An 18,148-nucleotide genomic window follows, 5' to 3' on the forward strand; every position below is an offset into this window, starting at 1 on the left:
TATGTCAAATTTCCAATTTGTCTTTACGGAATTTCCAAACGCAGATGGTCTCGGCCGTCGGCGGTGAGGATGCGTTGTCCGGTCATTGGGTCGTACAGACCAAAGGCAACAAATGCGGCCGCGCTATCCTCTGGCAGCGTAAGCCAATGCTGCTGCAAAAAGGTATCGCCGGGCTGCAGCGTTACGGGGTCTACCCACAGGCCATCATCTCCGGTCAGGAAGTTGCCCTCTGTATCCAGCAGTTGGGCAAACACCTGCAAGCGTGGCCCAGCATACACACCTGGCGGGGGCGGGTTGCTGATCAGCGGCATTTCCGACAATTGCAATGTCTCGCCTACCTGCCAACCTAGCTCCAGGCGATTGGTTTCGGAATTGAAAACGGCCGTTAACCAGCACAATCCATTCACAAAACAAACCCGCTCATCTGCCCGCTCAGCCAGCATCTGTGCCTCCGTTTGCGCCAGCAGATAGTAGCCAGCTGTCACGGGTGGGTCAACTGGATTTAGGAGCGGCTCGTAGGCAACGGCCGTTTCCGGGAAGCCCACAAAACTTAGCGGCGGACTCAGCAGCAACGCTCGCTCCGCATTAAACCAGCGGGGGCGTACATCTTCATTGTTATGTAAGCCATTTTCCAACGCCAACCGATCCCACGGCCCTGCCAGCAATCCAGACACGCCAAAATCGTTCATTTCCGGGTTTAAGTTAACATAATCCGCTACATCCTGAATATCTGCCCGGTACAAAAAGCGCACCATCCCCCGCTCTGGCCAATGCTGGAAGTAGTCGGGCAAATCACGCATGGCGATGCTACCAACTAACAAGATTGCTAAAAACAGTCCCAAATGAGGCTGGAGACTAGAGACTGGAGACTGGATGGCTTTACTCAGTCTCCAGTCTCCGCTCCCCAGTCTCCCAATCAACAACGCCGCCAAAATGTACGTAGCCGATTGCGCCAAAATGGTATGCCCCAGGCTGGCTGGCGGCACGCTGATGAAGGCAGGCGCAATGCCCGCTAGCCACCACAGCAGCAAAAAAGTGGTGGCCAGTCCGCGCATTTGGGCTGCTGGCTCGATGGCCTGGCGGCGCACTCTAACCCAAACCAACCGCAAACTATCTACCAGCGCCAGTAGCACGCCGCCCCAGAAGAAAATCACGCCAACCACGCCAAACAACGGCCGATTTGGGATGTTGTACAGCCATTCGCCGTCGCCCGTGGCGTGGAACATGCCCAGCGTGATGATGATGTATTCTTGCAACGGTTCAAAGTTGCCGGCGCGGGCTTCCACCAGCGGCACGGCCAGCTCGGCCACTCGCCCTTCTGCTTCTGGCTGGGCTTGCAGGGTGAGAATAAGGGGAATGGCGAGAACGGCCGTTGCCCCCAACAACAGCAACCAGCCACGCCAATGTGCCCGGAAATACGGCCGTGCCAACAACCACACCACCCCCATGAACGCCAGCAAAATCAGAGGCACGCCCCTGCCAGCAAAGTAGGTGTAGAAGCCGAGGTTAATGAACAGAGCCGCAACCAAATAACAGGAGATTGGAGATTTTCGTGGCTCAATCTCTAATCTCCAATCTCCCTGTTTGAAACCACGCCAAAAAAAGTAAAACGCACCCAGCGTCAGCAACGGCATCAGCACATGGCGCAGGCCAAAACGAGCGTACATCAAGCCCCAAAAGCTGAACGTTAATCCGGCAGCGGCCGTTAGCCCCACCATGCGCCCAAACAGTTTGCGCCCCACCAAATAAGTTAGCGGCACGGCCAGCGTGCCTAAAAATGCGGAAAGCAACCGAATCCCCACCCAGTTTGCGCCAAACAGCCCCAACATGAGCGCATTAAGCGCGTGGTACAACGCTTCATGACCAGAGGCATCTGGGTAATAAACAGCCAAATCACCATCCAGCACCTTTTGCGAGATGACCAGCGAATTGATCAGCTCGTCATCGCGCCAGCCAGGGGGCAAATGCCCCAACTGCCACAGCCGCAGCACAAAGGCCACAAAGGTGATGACCACAATCAGCCAAAACTCACGCCGCCGCTGGCTCATGCCATCCCCCCAAATTTAGCCACAGATTACGCAGATTAACGCAGATTATGTTGACGAAACCAAGATGGACTGTCATACCCGCGCAGGCGGGTATCCATTTTGTCGGCGTGGTTGGATTCCCGCTTTCGCGGGAATGACAAGGGGAAATTCCTCTGTGAACCTCTGTGTCTTCTCTGTGCAACTCTGTGTTCCTCTTTTCTATTCAGCAACGCTCATCTCGGTGAGTAACAAACTATCGCCTACGGCCGTTCCATCCTGCCACACTGTCAACCGCTCCGTTTGGGTACAGGCCGTGTCCAGGCAACTGTACAGGCCAACGGTAAGCGGGTAAACACCAACGGCCGTTTCCGCCGGAATCACAATCTCATGCAGCTGCACCAGCCAATCCCCTGCTACCCAACTGCCGCTAGGCGCATCCAGCCGGTCCGCCTGCGCTAGCGGACGGCCGTCTGTACCCACCAAATGAGCAAACAGCAGCAGATCGGGCGCGGCCTGCTGCACCTGCCACACCGTGATTAGCTGCACCGTCTCGCCCGCTGCCACGCGCTCTGCCGATAAATCATACCCCACGATTGTTGCCGCCTCACCAAACTGAGCTGAGTGCGGCGTCAGCCAATCTTGCCACGCCGCCACCGCCTCAGAAGCAGACACACGATACACCCAGATGGGGCGATCCGCATCGTCGGGACGCAGGGGGAGGGTTTCTTGCAGGACGGCTGCTTCAGCTTCGCTCGATGCAGGCGCTTCTAAATAAGGTTCCAACGCTTGCGGCAACGGCGCAAATCCAGAAAACAGCAATAGCGCCTCGTCTGCATTCGGCACAATCAGGCTACCGCGACCATCAAACCAGCGGGGTTCGGTAATGTTTGACGGCAACACCATCTGCGCCAGCGCGGGTGTGTGAAACTGACCGGGCGTAATGGTAGAGACGGCCGTCTCGGTTATGCTCTGCTCCGCTAAATAATCCAGGGCAGCGGTCATCGTGCTTTCGTACTGCACCCGCGCCTCTGGCGCATTGGCCCACGTACCAAAATAATCTCGCACGGTGATTACGGCCGTTCCGCCAAATAACACAATCACCCCCACCAAACCAACCACTTGCCACTCGCCACTCGCCACTCGCCACACCCTATCAATCCCCACCGCCACGAACAAATACACTACCGGCTGCATCCCCATCCCTTGCGTCATGCTCAATTCTGGCCCAGTGATGAGTACGGGAGCCAACCCACCCATCAGCCAAATAATTGCCGCCGCGTAGGCCAAACGGCCGCTCTGCCCCATCACTTCACCTTTGCCGCGAAAAATCTGCCACAGCGCCAGCCCGACGCCCAAATAAAACAAGCCACCCATGATTGGCCCCAGCAACGGCCGTTCTGGAATGTTGTACCGCCAGGCCGTGTCTCCCGCCACCGTAAAAATCGCTAGCCCACCTTTGATGTTGGCCCACAGCAATGAGAAGTCGCCCTGGCGAACGGCCGTAAGCGGCACACTTAACTCATCAATGCGTAGCTCGGCGGTGGGGTTGGCTTGCAAATAGGCAAACAGTGGCCACGCCAGCAGCCCAGCCACCAGCAGCATCAGCAGTGTCCCCGGCCATACCCCCCACATCCAACTACGCTCCCACAAGCCACCCATCAGCAATAACGCTGGAAACAGCAGCCACAACCCCCGTGCCGGAATGTACGTGTAAAAAGCGAGACCGAGGAGGAAACCAGCGGTGACAAAAGTAATCAGTAGTCGGTGGTCAGTAATCAGTAATGTCGCTGCGCGACCGCTGCGTGTTCGGTAATCGGTAGTCAGTTTTCGATAATCAGTTTCCAGTCTCCAGTCTCCAATCCCTAATCTTTGAAAACCACGCCAGAATAAGTACAAGGCCAGCGTAAAAAGCGCAGGCAGCACAATAGAGCGCAGCCCCTGGCGAGCGGCCATGAGCGGCCAGAAGCCAACAGCTAGCCCGGCAGCAGTAAGCAGAGCGATGCGATTGTTGAATGCGAGTCGCGTCCAGGTCGTCATCCCCCCAATCAAAATCAAGCTGAAGAAAACGGCCGTACCTCGCAGCACCCAACCATGTTGCCCCAGTAGCGCCATTGCCCCCGCCGTGGCGTAATCAAACAGCGGTTCACGGCCGTAGCCAACGGTAAAATAAATCTCCCGCGCCCCATCCAGAATGGCAACGGCCGTTATGCCGTGGTCCGCCTCATCATGTGTAAACCCTGGCGGTATGCTATCTAATTGATAAAGGCGAAGGGAGACGGCCGTTAGCAAAATCAGCAGCAGCCAAAAGTAAAATCCGGTTTGCGTCTCCACATCCAATAAATTTCGCATCGTCGGCGGATATTACAAGAGCAAGAAAGCGGAGACAAATACGGCCGTCCTGCGTTTAACCAACATTCAACCAAACAAAAACCTCTTTACCTCTGTGTTCTCTGTGGCAAACAAAAAAAAGCGCCCGCAAAATGCGAGGCGCTTCCAAAATGTAGGCAATCAACAGATCAAGAAAGGCAGTGTACGATTTAGTTCGCCAGCGCGTCCTTTGCCAAACCAACAACGGCCGCAAACGCAGCTTCATCCCGCACAGCAAGATGCGCTAACGCCTTACGATCCAAATTCACATTCGCTAACTTTAATCCGTGCATAAAACGACTATAGCTCAGGCCATGCAACCGGGAAGCCGCATTGATGCGCGTGATCCACAAACGGCGGAACTCACGCCGACGAACGCGACGATCTCGGTACGCATACCAATAAGATTTCATCATGGCCTCATTGGCCCGGCGGAACAGCTTGCTCCGCGTGCCCCATTGGCCTTTGGTCATCTTCAATATTTTTTTATGACGTCTTTGGGTTGTAAACCCACCTTTTACTCTCATTTAAATACCCTCGCATTTGTTGAGCCTGGCGCTCAAGCCAGTTCCCCAAAGGGAAGACCGAGGCCAGGCAGCGAACCATCTGTTAATAAATTAAGCTGGCGGATTTGCCTTATGCTTCTTCAGGTAAGGTGCCAACCGTTTGATACGTTTAATATCACCAGAGTTTTCCACAACTAGCATACGGCTAAACAACCGCTTGGAGCGCTTAGCTTTACGTCGCCGCAGATGGCTCTTGCCGCCTTTGGTGCGTACAACTTTGCCGCTGCCAGTTACGCGAAAACGCTTGGCCGCCGCTTTGTATGTCTTCAACTTATATTTTTTCTTTTTTGCTTTAGCCATTTTTTCCTCTTAAAACAAAGTGAAAGCATAAAGTAAAATTCTGCTCTCACACAAAAGCCCCCGGAGGGGCTTTACCTACGAACCTACATTTTGTATTCTGCACTATTAACAGGCAATAGACTCAGATTGTAAAATAAAAGCTAGCCCGTTGGATTTAATAACAGTGTCATGGACCAACCTTCCAATTTTGGTGCTTGTTCCACTTCAGAAATTTCACCCAACTCTTCAGCAATATCTTCTAAAGTTTTCTGACCAATTTCCGGGTAAGTGATCTCACGCGCTTTGAAGCGAACCTGGAATTTAACCTTTTTGCCTTCTACAAGCCATTTCTTTGCTTTATTTACATACACATCCCGATGAAAATCAGACGTGCGTGGGGTCAGACGAAGCGTTTTGATTTCAATCTGCTTTTGCTGCTTCCGTGCTTCTCGTTCCCGCTTTGTCTTTTCATAAGCAAATTTGCCGTAATCCATGATGCGGCAAACAGGCGGTTTGGCGTTTGGCGCTACTTCCACCAGATCGAGTTCGGCATCTTCTGCCATTTGTAAAGCCTGATTGGTCGGGACAACACCATGATTAGTTCCGTTATGGTCAATTAACCTGACCTCACGAACCCGAATGCGCCGATTAACACGATATTCTGGACCCTTATTGACCCTTGAATAATTTTTACTGCGTCGTTTTCGAATAGTTAATGTTCTCCAATTTTTAAGGTGAGCAATTTGTTTAATTACTCAATCAATAAGTAAACAAACAACCCGGTCAAATGACCGGAATGAGGCAAAAATCATATCACATCAGCCTGGGAGCGTCAAACATTTTGCTGCAAAATCGCCAGCTATTTTTCAGGGTAATAAAGCAAATTTATAGCAAAACGACGTTCAGAACGATTAACAGTACAAACATGCTGGCGGCTAGAACAAAAACACGCCGTAAATCTTTCAGCACATAGGCGTATTCTTGTGCAAAAGCACGATTACTGTCTCGTTTGTTGCCTGCTGCGTTGGCAGCCTCGGCAGTTTGTCGCCTTAACCGGGCGCGGCGGCTTGCGCGATCTTTAGCCATGATTTTTCCTGTGAAAATTATGGATTATGAAATTGGGTACGAGATTGAATGTTACCGCCAGACAACATAAAAAGCCACTAGGTTTTTAGATCGGCGAAGACGACAATGCGCTGGGTGTTAATGCGATACGGATAGCAGGATATGAGGGTGGCACTGGCATGGTCGGTGGGGGCCATTACGGCAACTTCGGTTGGTTCCACAAATTCAATTTTAGTGACGATGTAGGTATAGCTGCGTGCGCCCGTCGAGATGGTGAATTCATCTCCTGGGGAAAGCTTGTTGAGGTCTCGGAAGATTTCGCCGTAGATGTCGTTGTGGGCGGCGAGAACCATGTTGCCATCTTGCCCTGGCAAGGCAGAGCCAATGTGGTGTCCTACCCCGCGCTTGAGTTGTTCCCAATCATATACACCGGGCACAATGGGGGCGTTAACGCCAATTGAGGGGATTTCGATAATGCGAGCCTGTTCAGGACTGGGGGTGGGCAGTGGCGGTGGCTTGTAGGTCTGCATGGCTGGCAGCAGGTGGGCCGGTATGTCGCCAGATTCGATGGGTTCAGGGGAACGGCCGTCTATATACCGATGTCCCGTTGGTAAAACCACCAAATCTATGAGGGGAGCCGCCGTGGGTGTGGGTAAGGTCAACGCCGCCGCCTGCGATTGCTGCACATTTGCCAACTCCTGGTTCAGATCTCGCTGAGTACCCCATAAGCTGAGCAACACCACAACCAAGCCAACTACCGCACCTACTTCTACTAAAAAAAGGAGACGATTGAGCCAGGTACGGCCGTTCCCCCCCTTCCCATTTTCACTATTATCATTTTCTATTGGGGCGGGCTCCGGTTCATCCTCTAGCTGAAGTTGATATTGGCGCAGGGCACCGCTGGGGGCAGCCTGCGGTCGGGGCAGCATGGGCGGGTGCGGATTGGGCGCAGGCAAACCAGCCACATCCACCACGCGCCCTTCTTTTTTCAACCGCTGCAGGCGTTGGCGACGCAAGGCATGTTTTTTGCGATAAAGTAACTGCTCTAGCTCTTCAACCGAAAGGTTTTCGGGCAGATGCGGGTTGCTCATGCGCTCAATGATACGTAAGAGTTTACACTATGTAAAGTAAGAAAAGTCCAATTCGCAAAATTCTCATAATGAAGCCGAGTTATTCAGCACCGAGAATATCAAGTACGTTGCCTGCTGGATCAACGACTTGCAGCCAAAAAGCACCCGGTTGCATTTCAATGGGTTCATCCTGAACAATTTTTTGGTTGTCAGCTTTTAGGCTACGATACAGCTTACCTACTGAATCAACACCTATCATGACAGTGGCTCTTGTGTTATTTTCGTCCGAATTCGCAGCTTTATATCCAGAACCTATCCACAAATCAACATTGCCCATTGTTCCATAAATTTCACCTGGTCTAAATTCGGCCGTTTGCACAAAGCCAAAATAAGTTTCGTAAAAAGCCTGGCATGGCTCAAGTTCATCCACGTAAATCAAGGCAAATTTTAGATCTTGCACAACAACATTTTTGCTCATGACGCCTCCTAGTTTACACACTTAAAAGAACACTTGTTCTGAATTGTAGCTAAACAAACCTAAGTCTGCAAAACCCCAGATACAGCAGAAGCTAATTCAATTGCCAATTTCTAATGGAGATACGGCCGTAAAATCCCCCACTATCTCCCCATCTTCCCCTAAAACAGGTAGGCGGTTGCCAGAAAGTCGATCGTAAATGCCCACGATGGCTTGGTAGCTGCCCAGCGTAGTTTCCACTGGAATGGGGATGGGATGAATTTGGGCCACCAAATCCCCTGCTTGCCAGGCCCAAGATGGCGCATCCAGCGCATCTCGCTGGGCAAAGGGCATCCCAGACGCATCTAGAAGCTGCGTAAACATGACCACATCGGTGGTAAAGGCGGGCGGCACAATTGGCCCCGCGTTGGCTGGGTTGGTCACGCGCCAGATGAGGAGCAATTCGGCCGTTCCACCAGGAGTCACAGAGTTGAGCCATTGGGCATGGTGCAAGGCAAGGGCGTTGTTGAAGTTGGCCAGCGCAGGCTCCTGCGCCCACGCCTGCAACTGTGAGGCATCCAGCCAATAATCGGTAAAGCTGGGGTCTAGATCATCGGGCCGCATGGCAACCGTTTGGCGCGGTTCTAGCCATTGGGCAAAAAACGGATGTGGCGGCGTGGAAGCGGGAATCATGGCGCGGCTACTTTGGCCGCCGGGAGCCACCAGCGCCCAGCTTGCATCGGCCCATCGCTTGTTGGCTTCTTCACCAGTCAGCACTAAATTGATAGAGGGATCGTGTGCTGGGCCGGGGTAAACGGTAGAAAGCAGCACTGGCTCTGTAGAACTTTCGTTTGCCAGATAGTCGAGCGTTGCCACGAGGTTCACCTGGTACGCGCCGCGCACGCCTGGATTATTGGCCCAGGTAATGAAGTAGTCGGTACTGCTACTCCAGCCAGCAAACAGCAGCCAAACGGCCGTACCCACCCCAAGCACCCAGCGAGGCAATGTTGAGATTTTGGGCTTGAGCCACTGCACAACCGTACCAAAGCCAATGGCTGGCAGCACAAAAACAGGAATCAGTGCGGCCAAATTGCGGGTGGTGTTGGCCGTTGGCCCCGTGATGAGTGAGGGCAAAATACCTATGCCAAACCACAGCAGCACAACAGCATAAGACGGCCGCTTCCACCGCCACAAACAAATCCCCAACCCAAGTACAAAGAAAACGGCCGTCACTGCATCAAACACAGGCCGGCCTGGAATGTTGTACGCCAAAAATTGGTCACCGAAGCCCGGCCAGACGAAGGCCAGCAGTGCCGCCGTTGCATTTTCCCAAAGCGGCAGCAAATTGCCGTTACGCAAATTTTCCAGCGGCGCATCCAACATGCTTAACCGCGTCAGGGCATACGGATTTTTCTCCAAATAAACAAAAAGCGGCGTGACGAGTATGCCCGCCAACAGCAGCCCTGCGATTACAAATCGCCAGCTTTGCCGGAATATTCCCCGCTGCTGCCAGGCCAAATACGCCAAAAAGAGGGGGAAAACCAGCCAGGCCACTCGCGCTGCCAAATAGATGTGCAAGGTAATGGCTACGCAAACGCCAAATGCTACCGTCCACCCCCAGCTGCGGCGCGACTGCCCATCACTTTTGTCTAAAAGTAGCCAGAAGAAGTAAACGGCCGTTCCCATGAAAAAGGGCAGCATCCCCGCTCGCAGCGCCTCCCGTGCCGACGCCAAAGGCCAAAATGTAATACTAAGGAGAACGGCCGTTACCAGCGCAGTTGTCTCATCAAAGCGGCGGCGCACCCACAAGTAACTCACCCCAATAGCAAAAACGCTAAATAACACATTCACAAAGCGCAAGGCAAACAGCGTCTTCCCAAATAGCCACATGCTGGCAGCGGCCGTGTAGCTATACAGCGGTTCGCTGCCATAATTCAGCGGAAACACAAACAGCCACACGCCCTGCAAAATGCCAATCGCCTCGCGTCCATGATTCGCTTCATCGTGTGTCAGCCCTGGTGGAATCTCTGAGAGCGCGTATAGGCGTAGGCCAAACGCCAGTAACAAAATGAGCAGAATGGGTAGCCATTTTTGGTATTGTTTCATCACAAGAGGCGCATTATAAAGAATAGCAAATAAATCTGCACACTTCAGCTTTGCAAAATCAGTGCAGGCTCTCCACTGATTTTTAGTCCGTGCAGGCGGGCTTTGTAATCATAGCTGCGATTTTAATCGCCGGATTAAGTCTCAAATTTCGGGAGTGACTAAACACAAAGGCATGGTATAAAAGGCACATGAACCAATGTCCGCACTGTCACCGAACAGATTCTCAAGTTAGAAATGGCAAAACTGTGGCTGGTAGCCAAGTATTCAAATGCAAAGCCTGCAATCGTAAATATGTACCCCAGCCTCAGCCAAATGGCCATCCAATTGCCATCCGCCAACAAGCCATTCGCTTGGTCTTGGATGGCAATAGCCAACGTCAGGCAGCACGACATCTAGGTGTTGCGCCACAGTCGGTCGCTAATTGGCTTAAAGCATACGCTGATAAGTTGCCATCAACCTTGCCCGGCCCTAATGAACCAGTGGAAGTAGCTGAACAGGATGAGCTCTTCACCTTTATCGGTGAGAAAAAAACGAAATCTACATCATGACCGTTGTAGACCGGCAAACCCGCTGTTTTCTAGGGATTGAGCCCGTTTTGCAACGCACGCAGGCAGTGGCACAAAAAATGATTGATGAGGCGCCTGCCGAGCAGTATTACAGTGACAAGTTCCCTCTGTACGACAGTTTGATTTATCGTCGCGGCTACCATTTATCGCTAAGAGATAAGAGCGAAACGTACTCAGTTGAAGGAGGCAATGCGGAACTGCGACACTATCTCACTCGACTAGTCAGAAAGAGCCGTTGCTTCTCACGCAGCTTGGTTTGGTTAAATCGTCATGTGAAAGCGTTTGCTCATGCCTGGAACCGACGTCAGTTGCACAATCGGATGCGGCCGTTTGACAAGAAACATGTGATTGAGTTCGTATGCCTACAGAATTAGCCACTCCCCAAATTTCTATTTGGTTTTTACATATGCTATAATCGCCCCCGCATTTCTAGCATGAAACGCACAAAAAGTATGAAAGTTAATTCAACTCGTCGCACCCCTCCCCGAATTCGTTTACCGCTGTGGGCTGTATCGCTTCTGGGTTTGGGAATTATTATTTTGCTTATTGGTAGCTCGGTTTGGCTGTACCAGACGGTTCAGGCAACCGTTTCTTCTCTAGAAGTCATCAACCCCGATTTTGCCAATCCAAACAGCAGTAGCGCCGCAGCTGTGCAAACATTGCCCGCACCCAGCAGCAGCGATTCTTCTAATAACGCTGCTGATAACGAGCCAGCCCCCATTCTTTCAACAGATGCTCTTCGGCCGTGGGAGGGCAAAAATCGGGTCTCGATTTTGTTGCTGGGCATTGACCAGCGGTGCGAAGAAGATGGCCCCACTCACACAGACAGCATGATGGTGCTAACGATTGATCCAGTTGGCTTGTCTGCGGCCGTTTTATCATTACCGCGTGATTTGTGGGTAGAAATTCCAGATTTTGGGGTTGACCGGATTAACCAGGCTCATTATCTGGGCGAAATTTATGAATATCCCGGTGGCGGCCAAGCGTTGGCCGTCCAAACCGTTGAAACCTTATTAGGGGTACCGATTGACTATTATGTTGCCGTTAATTTTGAAGCATTTGTAGAAGTGGTTGATCTCATTGGGGGTATTGATATTGATGTTCTTGAAGCGATTGATGACCCCAATTACCCCGATCGGTGCTATGGTTATGATCCTTTCTCTATTGAAGCAGGCAAACAACATTTAGATGGTGAAACAGCATTAAAATATGCCCGTACGCGGGCAACCTTTGGCGGTGATGTTGATCGCGCCGCTCGTCAACAGGCTGTCATTTTGGCGGTGCGTCAGCAGGTCTTTGACCTGAATAACGTGACGCAGCTAATTGCCCAAGCGCCACAATTGTGGCACACGTCGCAAGAGAATATACGTACCAATATGACGCTGGATGAAGCCATTCAGTTGGCTTTGCTGGCGCAAGATATTCCTCGTGACAGTATTCGTACGGCCGTTCTTAACTTTGACTATGTATACAACGAAACCACACCAGACGGCCGCCAGGTGCTTGTGCCTGTGCGCGAAAATATACGCCAACTACGAGACCAGTTGTTTGCCCCCCCGGCCATTCCCACGCCGGTTATTGAAAATCTTCCTGCGCTCATGGCTGCTGAAGAAGCCCGCGTGGCTGTGCTAAACGGTACACCCGAATTTGGCTTGGCGGCCTCTACCCAGGAATATTTACAATCTTTTGGCATTAACGTTGTTGAAATTGGTAATGCAGACGCCTCAACGTATCTCACTTCTCAGATTATCACCTATGGATCATACCCCAACACCAGCCGCTACCTAACCCAGTTGATGCACGTCCCCCCGCTCAACGTCAGTAGCGGCACCAATCCTGACGGCGACTACGATATCCTGATCATCATCGGCAATGATTGGAGAGTACCTGGCTCATAGCTGTGCCTGCCTGATGTTTGGGTAGCACTGTTTGTCTCTCCAGAAACGGCCGTGTTCGCCTGCTGGCTGCTAATGCTTGGCTTTTAGGCAATTTGTAAGCAAGTAAGCAAGCCTAGTCGGGCACGTTTGAGGAGAAAACAGGAGGATTGTCCATGCGAAAACCAAGCTGGTCCTGTTTGTTGTTTGGGCTAATGTTGGCAACCCTTATTGCCTGCAAACCCATCAGCGAAGATGAACAGGAGCAACCGACTGCTGAACAACCAACAGCCACAACAGATGTTCCCATCGAAAGTCTAGGTGAACAGGCTGCTACAGTGCCCATTCCTACCAAGCCGTTGGCCACCAGCGCGCCACCCCCTGCGCCAACGGCCGTTCCCACCTCGGCTGCGTACGCTGGTTGGCAACAAATTGGCAATCCAGCGACAGGGTTACAGTTAATGGCTCCCCCAAGCTGGTTCAATTTGTCTGGTCAGGTTGATACGGCCGTTGCCGCCAATGAACTAGGCATCACGGTCTTACTGTTGGCAGACTCACAGCGCACTGGCGATGGCCTGCTTGGCAACAAAAACATTGGCGACGGCGCGTACGTCGCGGGTCTCATTACCCATCTGGATTTCCCCCCCAACACCCCCCAGGCCACGCTCAACCGCCTGGCAACAGACCTTACCAGCCAGGCAGAAAGAACAATCATCGCTCAAGCAACAACGGTAAACGCCACCGTCGGCAGCGGCGGCATGGTAACAGGATCCTATTTAGACCTAGTAGGGACACCACTGCTTTTTAGCGCCAGTGGCACCAATGTGCGTACCCGAATTTATCTATTCTCTACCGCCCTGGGGGGCAATCTTAGCCAGCAAACCCAGGCACTTTTTATTATGAGCAGTGCCGATGGGCAATGGCCTCTATACGAAGCAACCTTTGAGAAGATGGCCAACAGCATTATTCTGCACAACATTTATGCCGATATTGTCATTCAGGATGGCTCTGCCAACGTTCTTGGCAGCTTGGGTCAGCAAGATTTGGTCAATGGAGAACTGAGTGAAGGCGTCAAAGACGTGTGGACGTTTAGCTTGCCCGGCTCTCGCTATGCCAACATCACCCTTAGCCCAGATAACAAAGACATTGATCTCATTCTGTCACTCATCAGCCCCACAGGGCAAACGGTAACACGCATAGACAACGGGTACGCGGGCGATACCGAAATTATGATTGACAATTTACTGCAAGATAGCGGCCTGTATGTGGTGGAAGTAAGTGAATTTTTTGGCGACACGGGTCGTTACACCATGAGCCTGGTTTTAACGGAAGAACCACTCTTTGGGGGCGGCGGCCGTTTGTCACCGGGGCAAACCATTCAAAGCACATTGGCCCGCGGCGCACAACATATCTGGACATTCACGGGCAATGCTCAGGAGGTTATTAGCATTGTGCTGACGCCAGAAAACCAGTTTGATGCCATTCTAGATATTTACGGCCCGGATGGATCACGTTTGGCAGCTCTGGATGAAGGGTTCAGTGGCGATGCCGAGGTAGTGGCCGCTTTGGAATTGCCACTTACCGGTGAATATGACATTTTGGTACGCAGCTTCGCCGGGGAAGGCGGTGGCTACTCGCTTTCTTTGGATGAGGGTGGTGATAGGACGAGTAATTTTTATGATGCTGGAGATCTGATCGCTGGGCAGATTGCTCAAGAAACCTTGCGGGCAAATGAAGCCCACGCCTGGTTCTTTACGGGCCATGCCGGGGATGAAATCTTTATTACCGTCAATCCACTTACGCCTGATTTAGATCTTGATGTTTGGCTGCTCGATGCGAACGTGGCGCGTTTGGCGGAGGAAGATAGCTTCCTTGCCGGCGAATCTGAAACTATTAACTATACTTTGCCAGAAGATAGTCAATATCTGGTATTGGTTCGGGACTTTTTTGGGGAACCGGGTCAGTATGAAATTGATTTGCAAGTCAACCAAGCCACGCCGCCAGAGGAGGCTGGTACGTTGGATTTTGGCACGGCCGTTTCTGACACGCTTCAGCCATATCAAATGGTGGTTTGGTATTTTGAGGCGGAAGATGGGGATGAAATTGACATTGAGCTAACCCCGGGCAATGATAGCGCTGATTTACTCTTTACTGTTTACGACCCGTCGGGCAACCAGATTTGGTCAATAGACGCTGCCCAAGCAGGCGAGGGCGAAGCCGTGAACGCTTACCCCGTGATGATTGAAGGGCGCTGGAGCATTGTGGTACGCGAATTCTTTGGTGAAGCAACCAGCTACACACTGGAGATCAACGAAAATTAGTGGTTTTGAACAAAGTTAATTTGCAGCAGGTTTTCGTCGCAGTTGGGTCTGGTTTGCACGCGATAAATTTGGGAAACGGCCGTGCCGCTCGGCGACTCTAACTGCACATTGTAATCACGCGTCACGGGGGAATCGAAAACAAACTGCTCCCAGCCAGATGGCCCATAATCCGGGGCACTGCCCACCAGCACCCGCTCATCTATGCCGCTGCCCCACACATGCACCCGGTAACTGCCAAATGCCACTGGATTCCGGTTTAAATCCAGCACCTCGCCTGCAATTCCCAACCAACCACAGCCCGCATTATTGGCATGATTTTGCAAATAAAATGGGCTGTTGTCTGTTTTGGTGAATATGAAGGCAGACCGTGTGGCAGTAGGCGTAGGCGTGGGGCCGGGTGGCGTGACTGTGGGCGTGTTGGTTGCTGTGGGCGTGTAGGTAGGCGTAGGCGTTTTGGTGGGGAACGTGGGCAGTGGCGATGGCGTGACCGATGGCTTGAGGGTGCTGAATGGCAGCGGCGTGGTGGAGGGCTGTGCGGGCGGTGGCGTCCAGGTTGGGGCTAAGGGTGGCTCTGTTTCTGTGGGGGTGGCCGTGGGCAGTTCAATGGCGGCAACCACGGTTGGCAATTCCTCGTCTGGAGCAAAAGCTGGTGGCAAAGCTACTGTTGGCAACGACTCGCCCAATCTGTCTAGAAAAGCAAGAGACGGCAGCCGCTCAGGTGCCAGAAAAAAGAGCGCAATCATGACAATAATGCCAACTGAGAGCAGCAGCAGCAAGGCCGCAGCCAGGCTCATCAAGCGTCCAGCACAACCGGAATGTCGTCTACCTTGGGTAGCCATGAATAGTGTGCAGCCTACGAGCCGCTGCTTACCTCGACCACACGCTCGATGGTCGCAGCTTGCCAAAGGCCATCCAGCCAAGTTTCAATTGTGCCTTGCACCAAAATTTCCCGGACCTGCGTGTCCAACGGCCGTTCCGGATCGCGCTCAATCAACTGTACGAGGTAATAAACGGGGATGCCTTCGGCATTGACGGCCGTAATTACCTCGCTTACCCTGCCCGGCTCGGTTAGGGCAAAGGCAGCGGTTTCCACCTCTGGCACCAGCAACGTGCCTGCTGCAAAAAAGCCCAAATCGCCCCCATTTTCTCCCGTGACCCGATCCAGCGAATGAATCTGGGCCAGCGTGGCAAAATCATCCCCGTTTTGTAGCTGGGCCAGCAATGTGTTGGCCAAATTCAGGTCATCTACCTGCAAATAACGAGCGTGAACTTGCTCCACAGCAAAGGGAACCTCGGCTGTAACGGCCGCTACCATCTGTTCTAAAATAAGGCCATATGCCACTTCGTTTCGAATTTCTTCTTCCGTATATTGATTGGCTTCTAGCCAGGCTGAAAAATTTTCTGCGCTGCCAGCACGTTCTTGCAAGGCAATCAACGCCTGCTCCACCATTTCATCCGTTATCACAATCCCCCGCGCCGCAGCCGCCTGGCGAATGAGCAGCTTCCCGATGAGCGCGTTCAACACCTCAGTTTTGTAGCTTTCGTCGCCAGATACTGTTCCCAATTCTGTTACGGCCTGCTCATACCGCACCAGTTCAGCTTCAAACAGAGCTAATGGCAGCGGCTCGCCATTCACTACTGCTGCCAAAGGGGTGTCAGGCGTGGGGGTAATGGGAACGGCCGTTTCCGTCGGCAGCACAATCGGCTCATCACTCACCACTGGGGGAGCTAGCGTTTCGTCTGTTTGTTCAGTGCCGCTAACTGGGGGAACGGCCGTGGGCAACGGATGTTCTTCCCCACAAGCCACCAACACCAGAAACAGCAGCAAAAATAACCAAAATGTTCGTTTCATATTGTTTTCCAAATACAAAATTTTGGCGATTATACCCAGCCCAAAAGGGATGCCAACTCACAACGCCTGCCCCAAACGGATTCTCACAAAAATTTCACTGCCTCCTAAAACAAAAAAATGCGCTGTCTGACCGACAGCGCATCTTGATGTTGCACCGTGAAATCTGGAATGTATCAAACAGTTATCAATGAATCTTCTGAACCGTACTGATTGGCCACATACGCATCTGCCTCCCAATCATTTTCCCACCGTGTACTATCCAACAAATACCGAAACCGGTAAGATTGTCCCGGCTCTAGCGAAAGGGTGACGCTATAGCTACCATCTTTTAGCTGCTTCATTGGATTTTCTGTGGGGCTCCATTCGTTAAACTCACCACAAAGATGCACTGTTTCAGCATCCACATCTGCGGGGAGCTTAAAGGTTACCCGGCACGTTTTCCCTGTTTTTGAATAATTTTTCTTGAGCATAAGCTATTCAACTCCTAAATTAGTGTGGCCGACCGTTGATATTGAAAATCATATTGAGCATCTTGCAGGCGTACAACGGATATGTTGTTAGAATTACGGCCGTTCTGACTTGTACAGGTTCACTGGTATGACGAACAACAACTACAGCTATAAGATACCATGAGACAGTTAGGAGGATCAATGCACAATTATTTAGTCATTCAGCCAGTAGTGGCAACAGCGCTGGCAGAAAACAAACCCGTTGTGGCTTTAGAAAGCACCGTGATTACCCATGGACTACCTTACCCCGACAATGTGGAAACGGCCGTAAAAATGCAAACGGCCGTGCGCGAGGGTGGTGCCATGCCCGCCACCATTGCTATCATCAAGGGACAAGTTCATGTCGGCCTCACGGATGACCAACTGGAATATTTGGGGCGTTTGGCAGGAACGGCCGTACGCAAATGCAGCCGCCGAGACATCCCCCTAGCCATCGGCAACGAGGAGGATGGGGCTACCACCGTAGCAGGCACCATGATCTTGGCCCACCAAGCCGGAATTCGCTTGTTTGCCACGGGCGGCATCGGCGGCGTCCACCGGGGGCATCCCTTCGACATCAGCGCCGATTTGCTAGAGCTAGGGCGCACGCCCGTAACGGTGGTGAGCAGCGGCGCGAAATCCATCTTAGATTTGCCCGCCACGCGAGAAGTGCTAGAGACAAACGGCGTACCCATCATTGGCTACGGCACCGACGAGCTGCCTGCCTTTTTTGCCCGCAGCAGCGGCCTGCCAGTAGACATCCGCCTGGACACGCCCGAAGCCGTCGCCCGCATCGTGCAAGCCCACCAGCAAACCGGGCTACAAAACGGGCTTCTGGTTACGGTTCCGGTGCCAGAAGCGGATGCCTGCGATCCGCAGATGGTTGAAGTGGCCATCAGCCGCGCCACCCAGGAAGCAGACGAACAGGGCATTCACGGGCCAGCCGCCACCCCCTGGCTGCTGCGGCGCGTGGTGGAACTGACAAACGGCCGTAGCCTGCAAGCCAACGTCGCCCTGTTACGCAACAACGGGTACACCGCTGCCACAATTGCTCAGGCTCTAACGGGGCTCTCATAAGCGTTTAACCCAAATTAGTACCATCAGTTCACCGAT

17 protein-coding genes are annotated in these 18,148 nt (G+C 52.4%); 5 read left to right on the plus strand and 12 right to left on the minus strand.

The annotated features are described in order from the left end of the window. Window positions 1–23: 23 nt before the first annotated feature. The 9 genes from ACOQPM_RS06160 to ACOQPM_RS06200 all read right to left on the minus strand — a co-directional run bounded on the left by ACOQPM_RS06160 (window position 24) and on the right by ACOQPM_RS06200 (window position 9,934). Window positions 24–2,048, minus strand: coding sequence for an ArnT family glycosyltransferase (locus tag ACOQPM_RS06160; RefSeq protein ID WP_420628366.1), 2,025 nt, complete (start codon window positions 2,046–2,048; stop codon window positions 24–26). 198 nt (window positions 2,049–2,246) lie between these two features. Next, on the minus strand, window positions 2,247–4,376 hold the full coding sequence (locus ACOQPM_RS06165) for an ArnT family glycosyltransferase (RefSeq protein WP_420628367.1): 2,130 nt from the start codon (window positions 4,374–4,376) through the stop codon (window positions 2,247–2,249). 188 nt (window positions 4,377–4,564) lie between these two features. Further along, window positions 4,565–4,921, minus strand: a complete 357-nt coding sequence (rplT, locus tag ACOQPM_RS06170) for a 50S ribosomal protein L20 (protein ID WP_420628368.1) — start codon at window positions 4,919–4,921, stop codon at window positions 4,565–4,567. Between the two features lie 90 nt (window positions 4,922–5,011). Continuing rightward, window positions 5,012–5,260 carry a 50S ribosomal protein L35 gene (gene rpmI / locus ACOQPM_RS06175; RefSeq protein WP_420628369.1) on the minus strand — a complete coding sequence of 83 codons (249 nt, stop codon included), beginning with the start codon at window positions 5,258–5,260 and terminating at the stop codon, window positions 5,012–5,014. A 140-nt stretch (window positions 5,261–5,400) separates the two neighbouring features. Continuing rightward, window positions 5,401–5,949, minus strand: coding sequence for a translation initiation factor IF-3 (infC, locus tag ACOQPM_RS06180; RefSeq protein ID WP_420630514.1), 549 nt, complete (start codon window positions 5,947–5,949; stop codon window positions 5,401–5,403). A gap of 175 nt (window positions 5,950–6,124) precedes the next feature. Beyond that, window positions 6,125–6,325: a hypothetical protein gene (locus ACOQPM_RS06185; RefSeq protein ID WP_420628370.1), complete on the minus strand. Its 201-nt coding sequence runs from the start codon at window positions 6,323–6,325 to the stop codon at window positions 6,125–6,127. A gap of 77 nt (window positions 6,326–6,402) precedes the next feature. Continuing rightward, window positions 6,403–7,395 carry a sortase gene (locus tag ACOQPM_RS06190; RefSeq protein ID WP_420628371.1) on the minus strand — a complete coding sequence of 331 codons (993 nt, stop codon included), beginning with the start codon at window positions 7,393–7,395 and terminating at the stop codon, window positions 6,403–6,405. A gap of 79 nt (window positions 7,396–7,474) precedes the next feature. Beyond that, a complete protein-coding gene (locus ACOQPM_RS06195; protein ID WP_420628372.1) occupies window positions 7,475–7,852 on the minus strand; it encodes a VOC family protein in 378 nt (125 codons plus the stop codon). Between the two features lie 96 nt (window positions 7,853–7,948). Next, window positions 7,949–9,934, minus strand: a complete 1,986-nt coding sequence (locus ACOQPM_RS06200) for a glycosyltransferase family 39 protein (protein ID WP_420628373.1) — start codon at window positions 9,932–9,934, stop codon at window positions 7,949–7,951. Window positions 9,935–10,122: 188 nt separating this feature from the next. Here ACOQPM_RS06200 and ACOQPM_RS06205 point away from each other — a divergent pair, with 188 nt between their 5' ends. The 4 genes from ACOQPM_RS06205 to ACOQPM_RS06220 all read left to right on the plus strand — a co-directional run bounded on the left by ACOQPM_RS06205 (window position 10,123) and on the right by ACOQPM_RS06220 (window position 14,695). Further along, on the plus strand, window positions 10,123–10,482 hold the full coding sequence (locus ACOQPM_RS06205; RefSeq protein WP_420627217.1) for a helix-turn-helix domain-containing protein: 360 nt from the start codon (window positions 10,123–10,125) through the stop codon (window positions 10,480–10,482). Next, window positions 10,479–10,874, plus strand: coding sequence for an IS1 family transposase (locus ACOQPM_RS06210; RefSeq protein ID WP_420627216.1), 396 nt, complete (start codon window positions 10,479–10,481; stop codon window positions 10,872–10,874). The genes ACOQPM_RS06205 and ACOQPM_RS06210 overlap by 4 nt, the downstream gene beginning before the upstream one ends. A 78-nt stretch (window positions 10,875–10,952) precedes the next feature. Then, window positions 10,953–12,398, plus strand: a complete 1,446-nt coding sequence (locus ACOQPM_RS06215; RefSeq protein WP_420628374.1) for an LCP family protein — start codon at window positions 10,953–10,955, stop codon at window positions 12,396–12,398. 152 nt (window positions 12,399–12,550) lie between these two features. Next, on the plus strand, window positions 12,551–14,695 hold the full coding sequence (locus ACOQPM_RS06220) for a PPC domain-containing protein (protein ID WP_420628375.1): 2,145 nt from the start codon (window positions 12,551–12,553) through the stop codon (window positions 14,693–14,695). Here the strand turns inward: ACOQPM_RS06220 and ACOQPM_RS06225 are convergent. The 3 genes from ACOQPM_RS06225 to ACOQPM_RS06235 all read right to left on the minus strand — a co-directional run bounded on the left by ACOQPM_RS06225 (window position 14,692) and on the right by ACOQPM_RS06235 (window position 17,017). Next, window positions 14,692–15,489 carry a hypothetical protein gene (locus ACOQPM_RS06225; protein ID WP_420628376.1) on the minus strand — a complete coding sequence of 266 codons (798 nt, stop codon included), beginning with the start codon at window positions 15,487–15,489 and terminating at the stop codon, window positions 14,692–14,694. The two genes, ACOQPM_RS06220 and ACOQPM_RS06225, sit on opposite strands and share 4 nt — an antisense overlap. A 59-nt stretch (window positions 15,490–15,548) precedes the next feature. After that, window positions 15,549–16,547, minus strand: coding sequence for a peptidylprolyl isomerase (locus ACOQPM_RS06230; protein ID WP_420628377.1), 999 nt, complete (start codon window positions 16,545–16,547; stop codon window positions 15,549–15,551). A gap of 173 nt (window positions 16,548–16,720) precedes the next feature. Then, window positions 16,721–17,017: an isoamylase early set domain-containing protein gene (locus tag ACOQPM_RS06235; RefSeq protein ID WP_420628378.1), complete on the minus strand. Its 297-nt coding sequence runs from the start codon at window positions 17,015–17,017 to the stop codon at window positions 16,721–16,723. Window positions 17,018–17,197: 180 nt separating this feature from the next. On the opposite strand from ACOQPM_RS06235, the gene ACOQPM_RS06240 reads away from it, so the two are divergent. Continuing rightward, on the plus strand, window positions 17,198–18,112 hold the full coding sequence (locus tag ACOQPM_RS06240; protein WP_420628379.1) for a pseudouridine-5'-phosphate glycosidase: 915 nt from the start codon (window positions 17,198–17,200) through the stop codon (window positions 18,110–18,112). Window positions 18,113–18,148 lie beyond the last annotated feature (36 nt).

Origin of the sequence: Candidatus Leptofilum sp. (assembly GCF_965223525.1) — a bacterium.
Lineage (GTDB): Bacteria > Chloroflexota > Anaerolineae > Promineifilales > Promineifilaceae > Leptofilum.

What these genes read in the sequence shown, in the direction of transcription:
- rplT (WP_420628368.1), bottom strand. Translation starts at nt 4,921, where the DNA reads ATGAGAGTAAAAGGTGGGTTTACAACCCAAAGACGTCATAAAAAAATA.
- rpmI (WP_420628369.1), bottom strand. Translation starts at nt 5,260, where the DNA reads ATGGCTAAAGCAAAAAAGAAAAAATATAAGTTGAAGACATACAAAGCG.
- ACOQPM_RS06160 (WP_420628366.1), bottom strand. Translation starts at nt 2,048, where the DNA reads ATGAGCCAGCGGCGGCGTGAGTTTTGGCTGATTGTGGTCATCACCTTT.
- ACOQPM_RS06200 (WP_420628373.1), bottom strand. Translation starts at nt 9,934, where the DNA reads ATGAAACAATACCAAAAATGGCTACCCATTCTGCTCATTTTGTTACTG.
- ACOQPM_RS06190 (WP_420628371.1), bottom strand. Translation starts at nt 7,395, where the DNA reads ATGAGCAACCCGCATCTGCCCGAAAACCTTTCGGTTGAAGAGCTAGAG.
- ACOQPM_RS06230 (WP_420628377.1), bottom strand. Translation starts at nt 16,547, where the DNA reads ATGAAACGAACATTTTGGTTATTTTTGCTGCTGTTTCTGGTGTTGGTG.
- ACOQPM_RS06195 (WP_420628372.1), bottom strand. Translation starts at nt 7,852, where the DNA reads ATGAGCAAAAATGTTGTTGTGCAAGATCTAAAATTTGCCTTGATTTAC.
- ACOQPM_RS06220 (WP_420628375.1), top strand. Translation starts at nt 12,551, where the DNA reads ATGCGAAAACCAAGCTGGTCCTGTTTGTTGTTTGGGCTAATGTTGGCA.
- ACOQPM_RS06210 (WP_420627216.1), top strand. Translation starts at nt 10,479, where the DNA reads ATGACCGTTGTAGACCGGCAAACCCGCTGTTTTCTAGGGATTGAGCCC.
- ACOQPM_RS06205 (WP_420627217.1), top strand. Translation starts at nt 10,123, where the DNA reads ATGAACCAATGTCCGCACTGTCACCGAACAGATTCTCAAGTTAGAAAT.
- ACOQPM_RS06185 (WP_420628370.1), bottom strand. Translation starts at nt 6,325, where the DNA reads ATGGCTAAAGATCGCGCAAGCCGCCGCGCCCGGTTAAGGCGACAAACT.
- ACOQPM_RS06215 (WP_420628374.1), top strand. Translation starts at nt 10,953, where the DNA reads ATGAAAGTTAATTCAACTCGTCGCACCCCTCCCCGAATTCGTTTACCG.
- ACOQPM_RS06240 (WP_420628379.1), top strand. Translation starts at nt 17,198, where the DNA reads ATGCACAATTATTTAGTCATTCAGCCAGTAGTGGCAACAGCGCTGGCA.
- ACOQPM_RS06235 (WP_420628378.1), bottom strand. Translation starts at nt 17,017, where the DNA reads ATGCTCAAGAAAAATTATTCAAAAACAGGGAAAACGTGCCGGGTAACC.
- ACOQPM_RS06225 (WP_420628376.1), bottom strand. Translation starts at nt 15,489, where the DNA reads ATGAGCCTGGCTGCGGCCTTGCTGCTGCTGCTCTCAGTTGGCATTATT.
- ACOQPM_RS06165 (WP_420628367.1), bottom strand. Translation starts at nt 4,376, where the DNA reads ATGCGAAATTTATTGGATGTGGAGACGCAAACCGGATTTTACTTTTGG.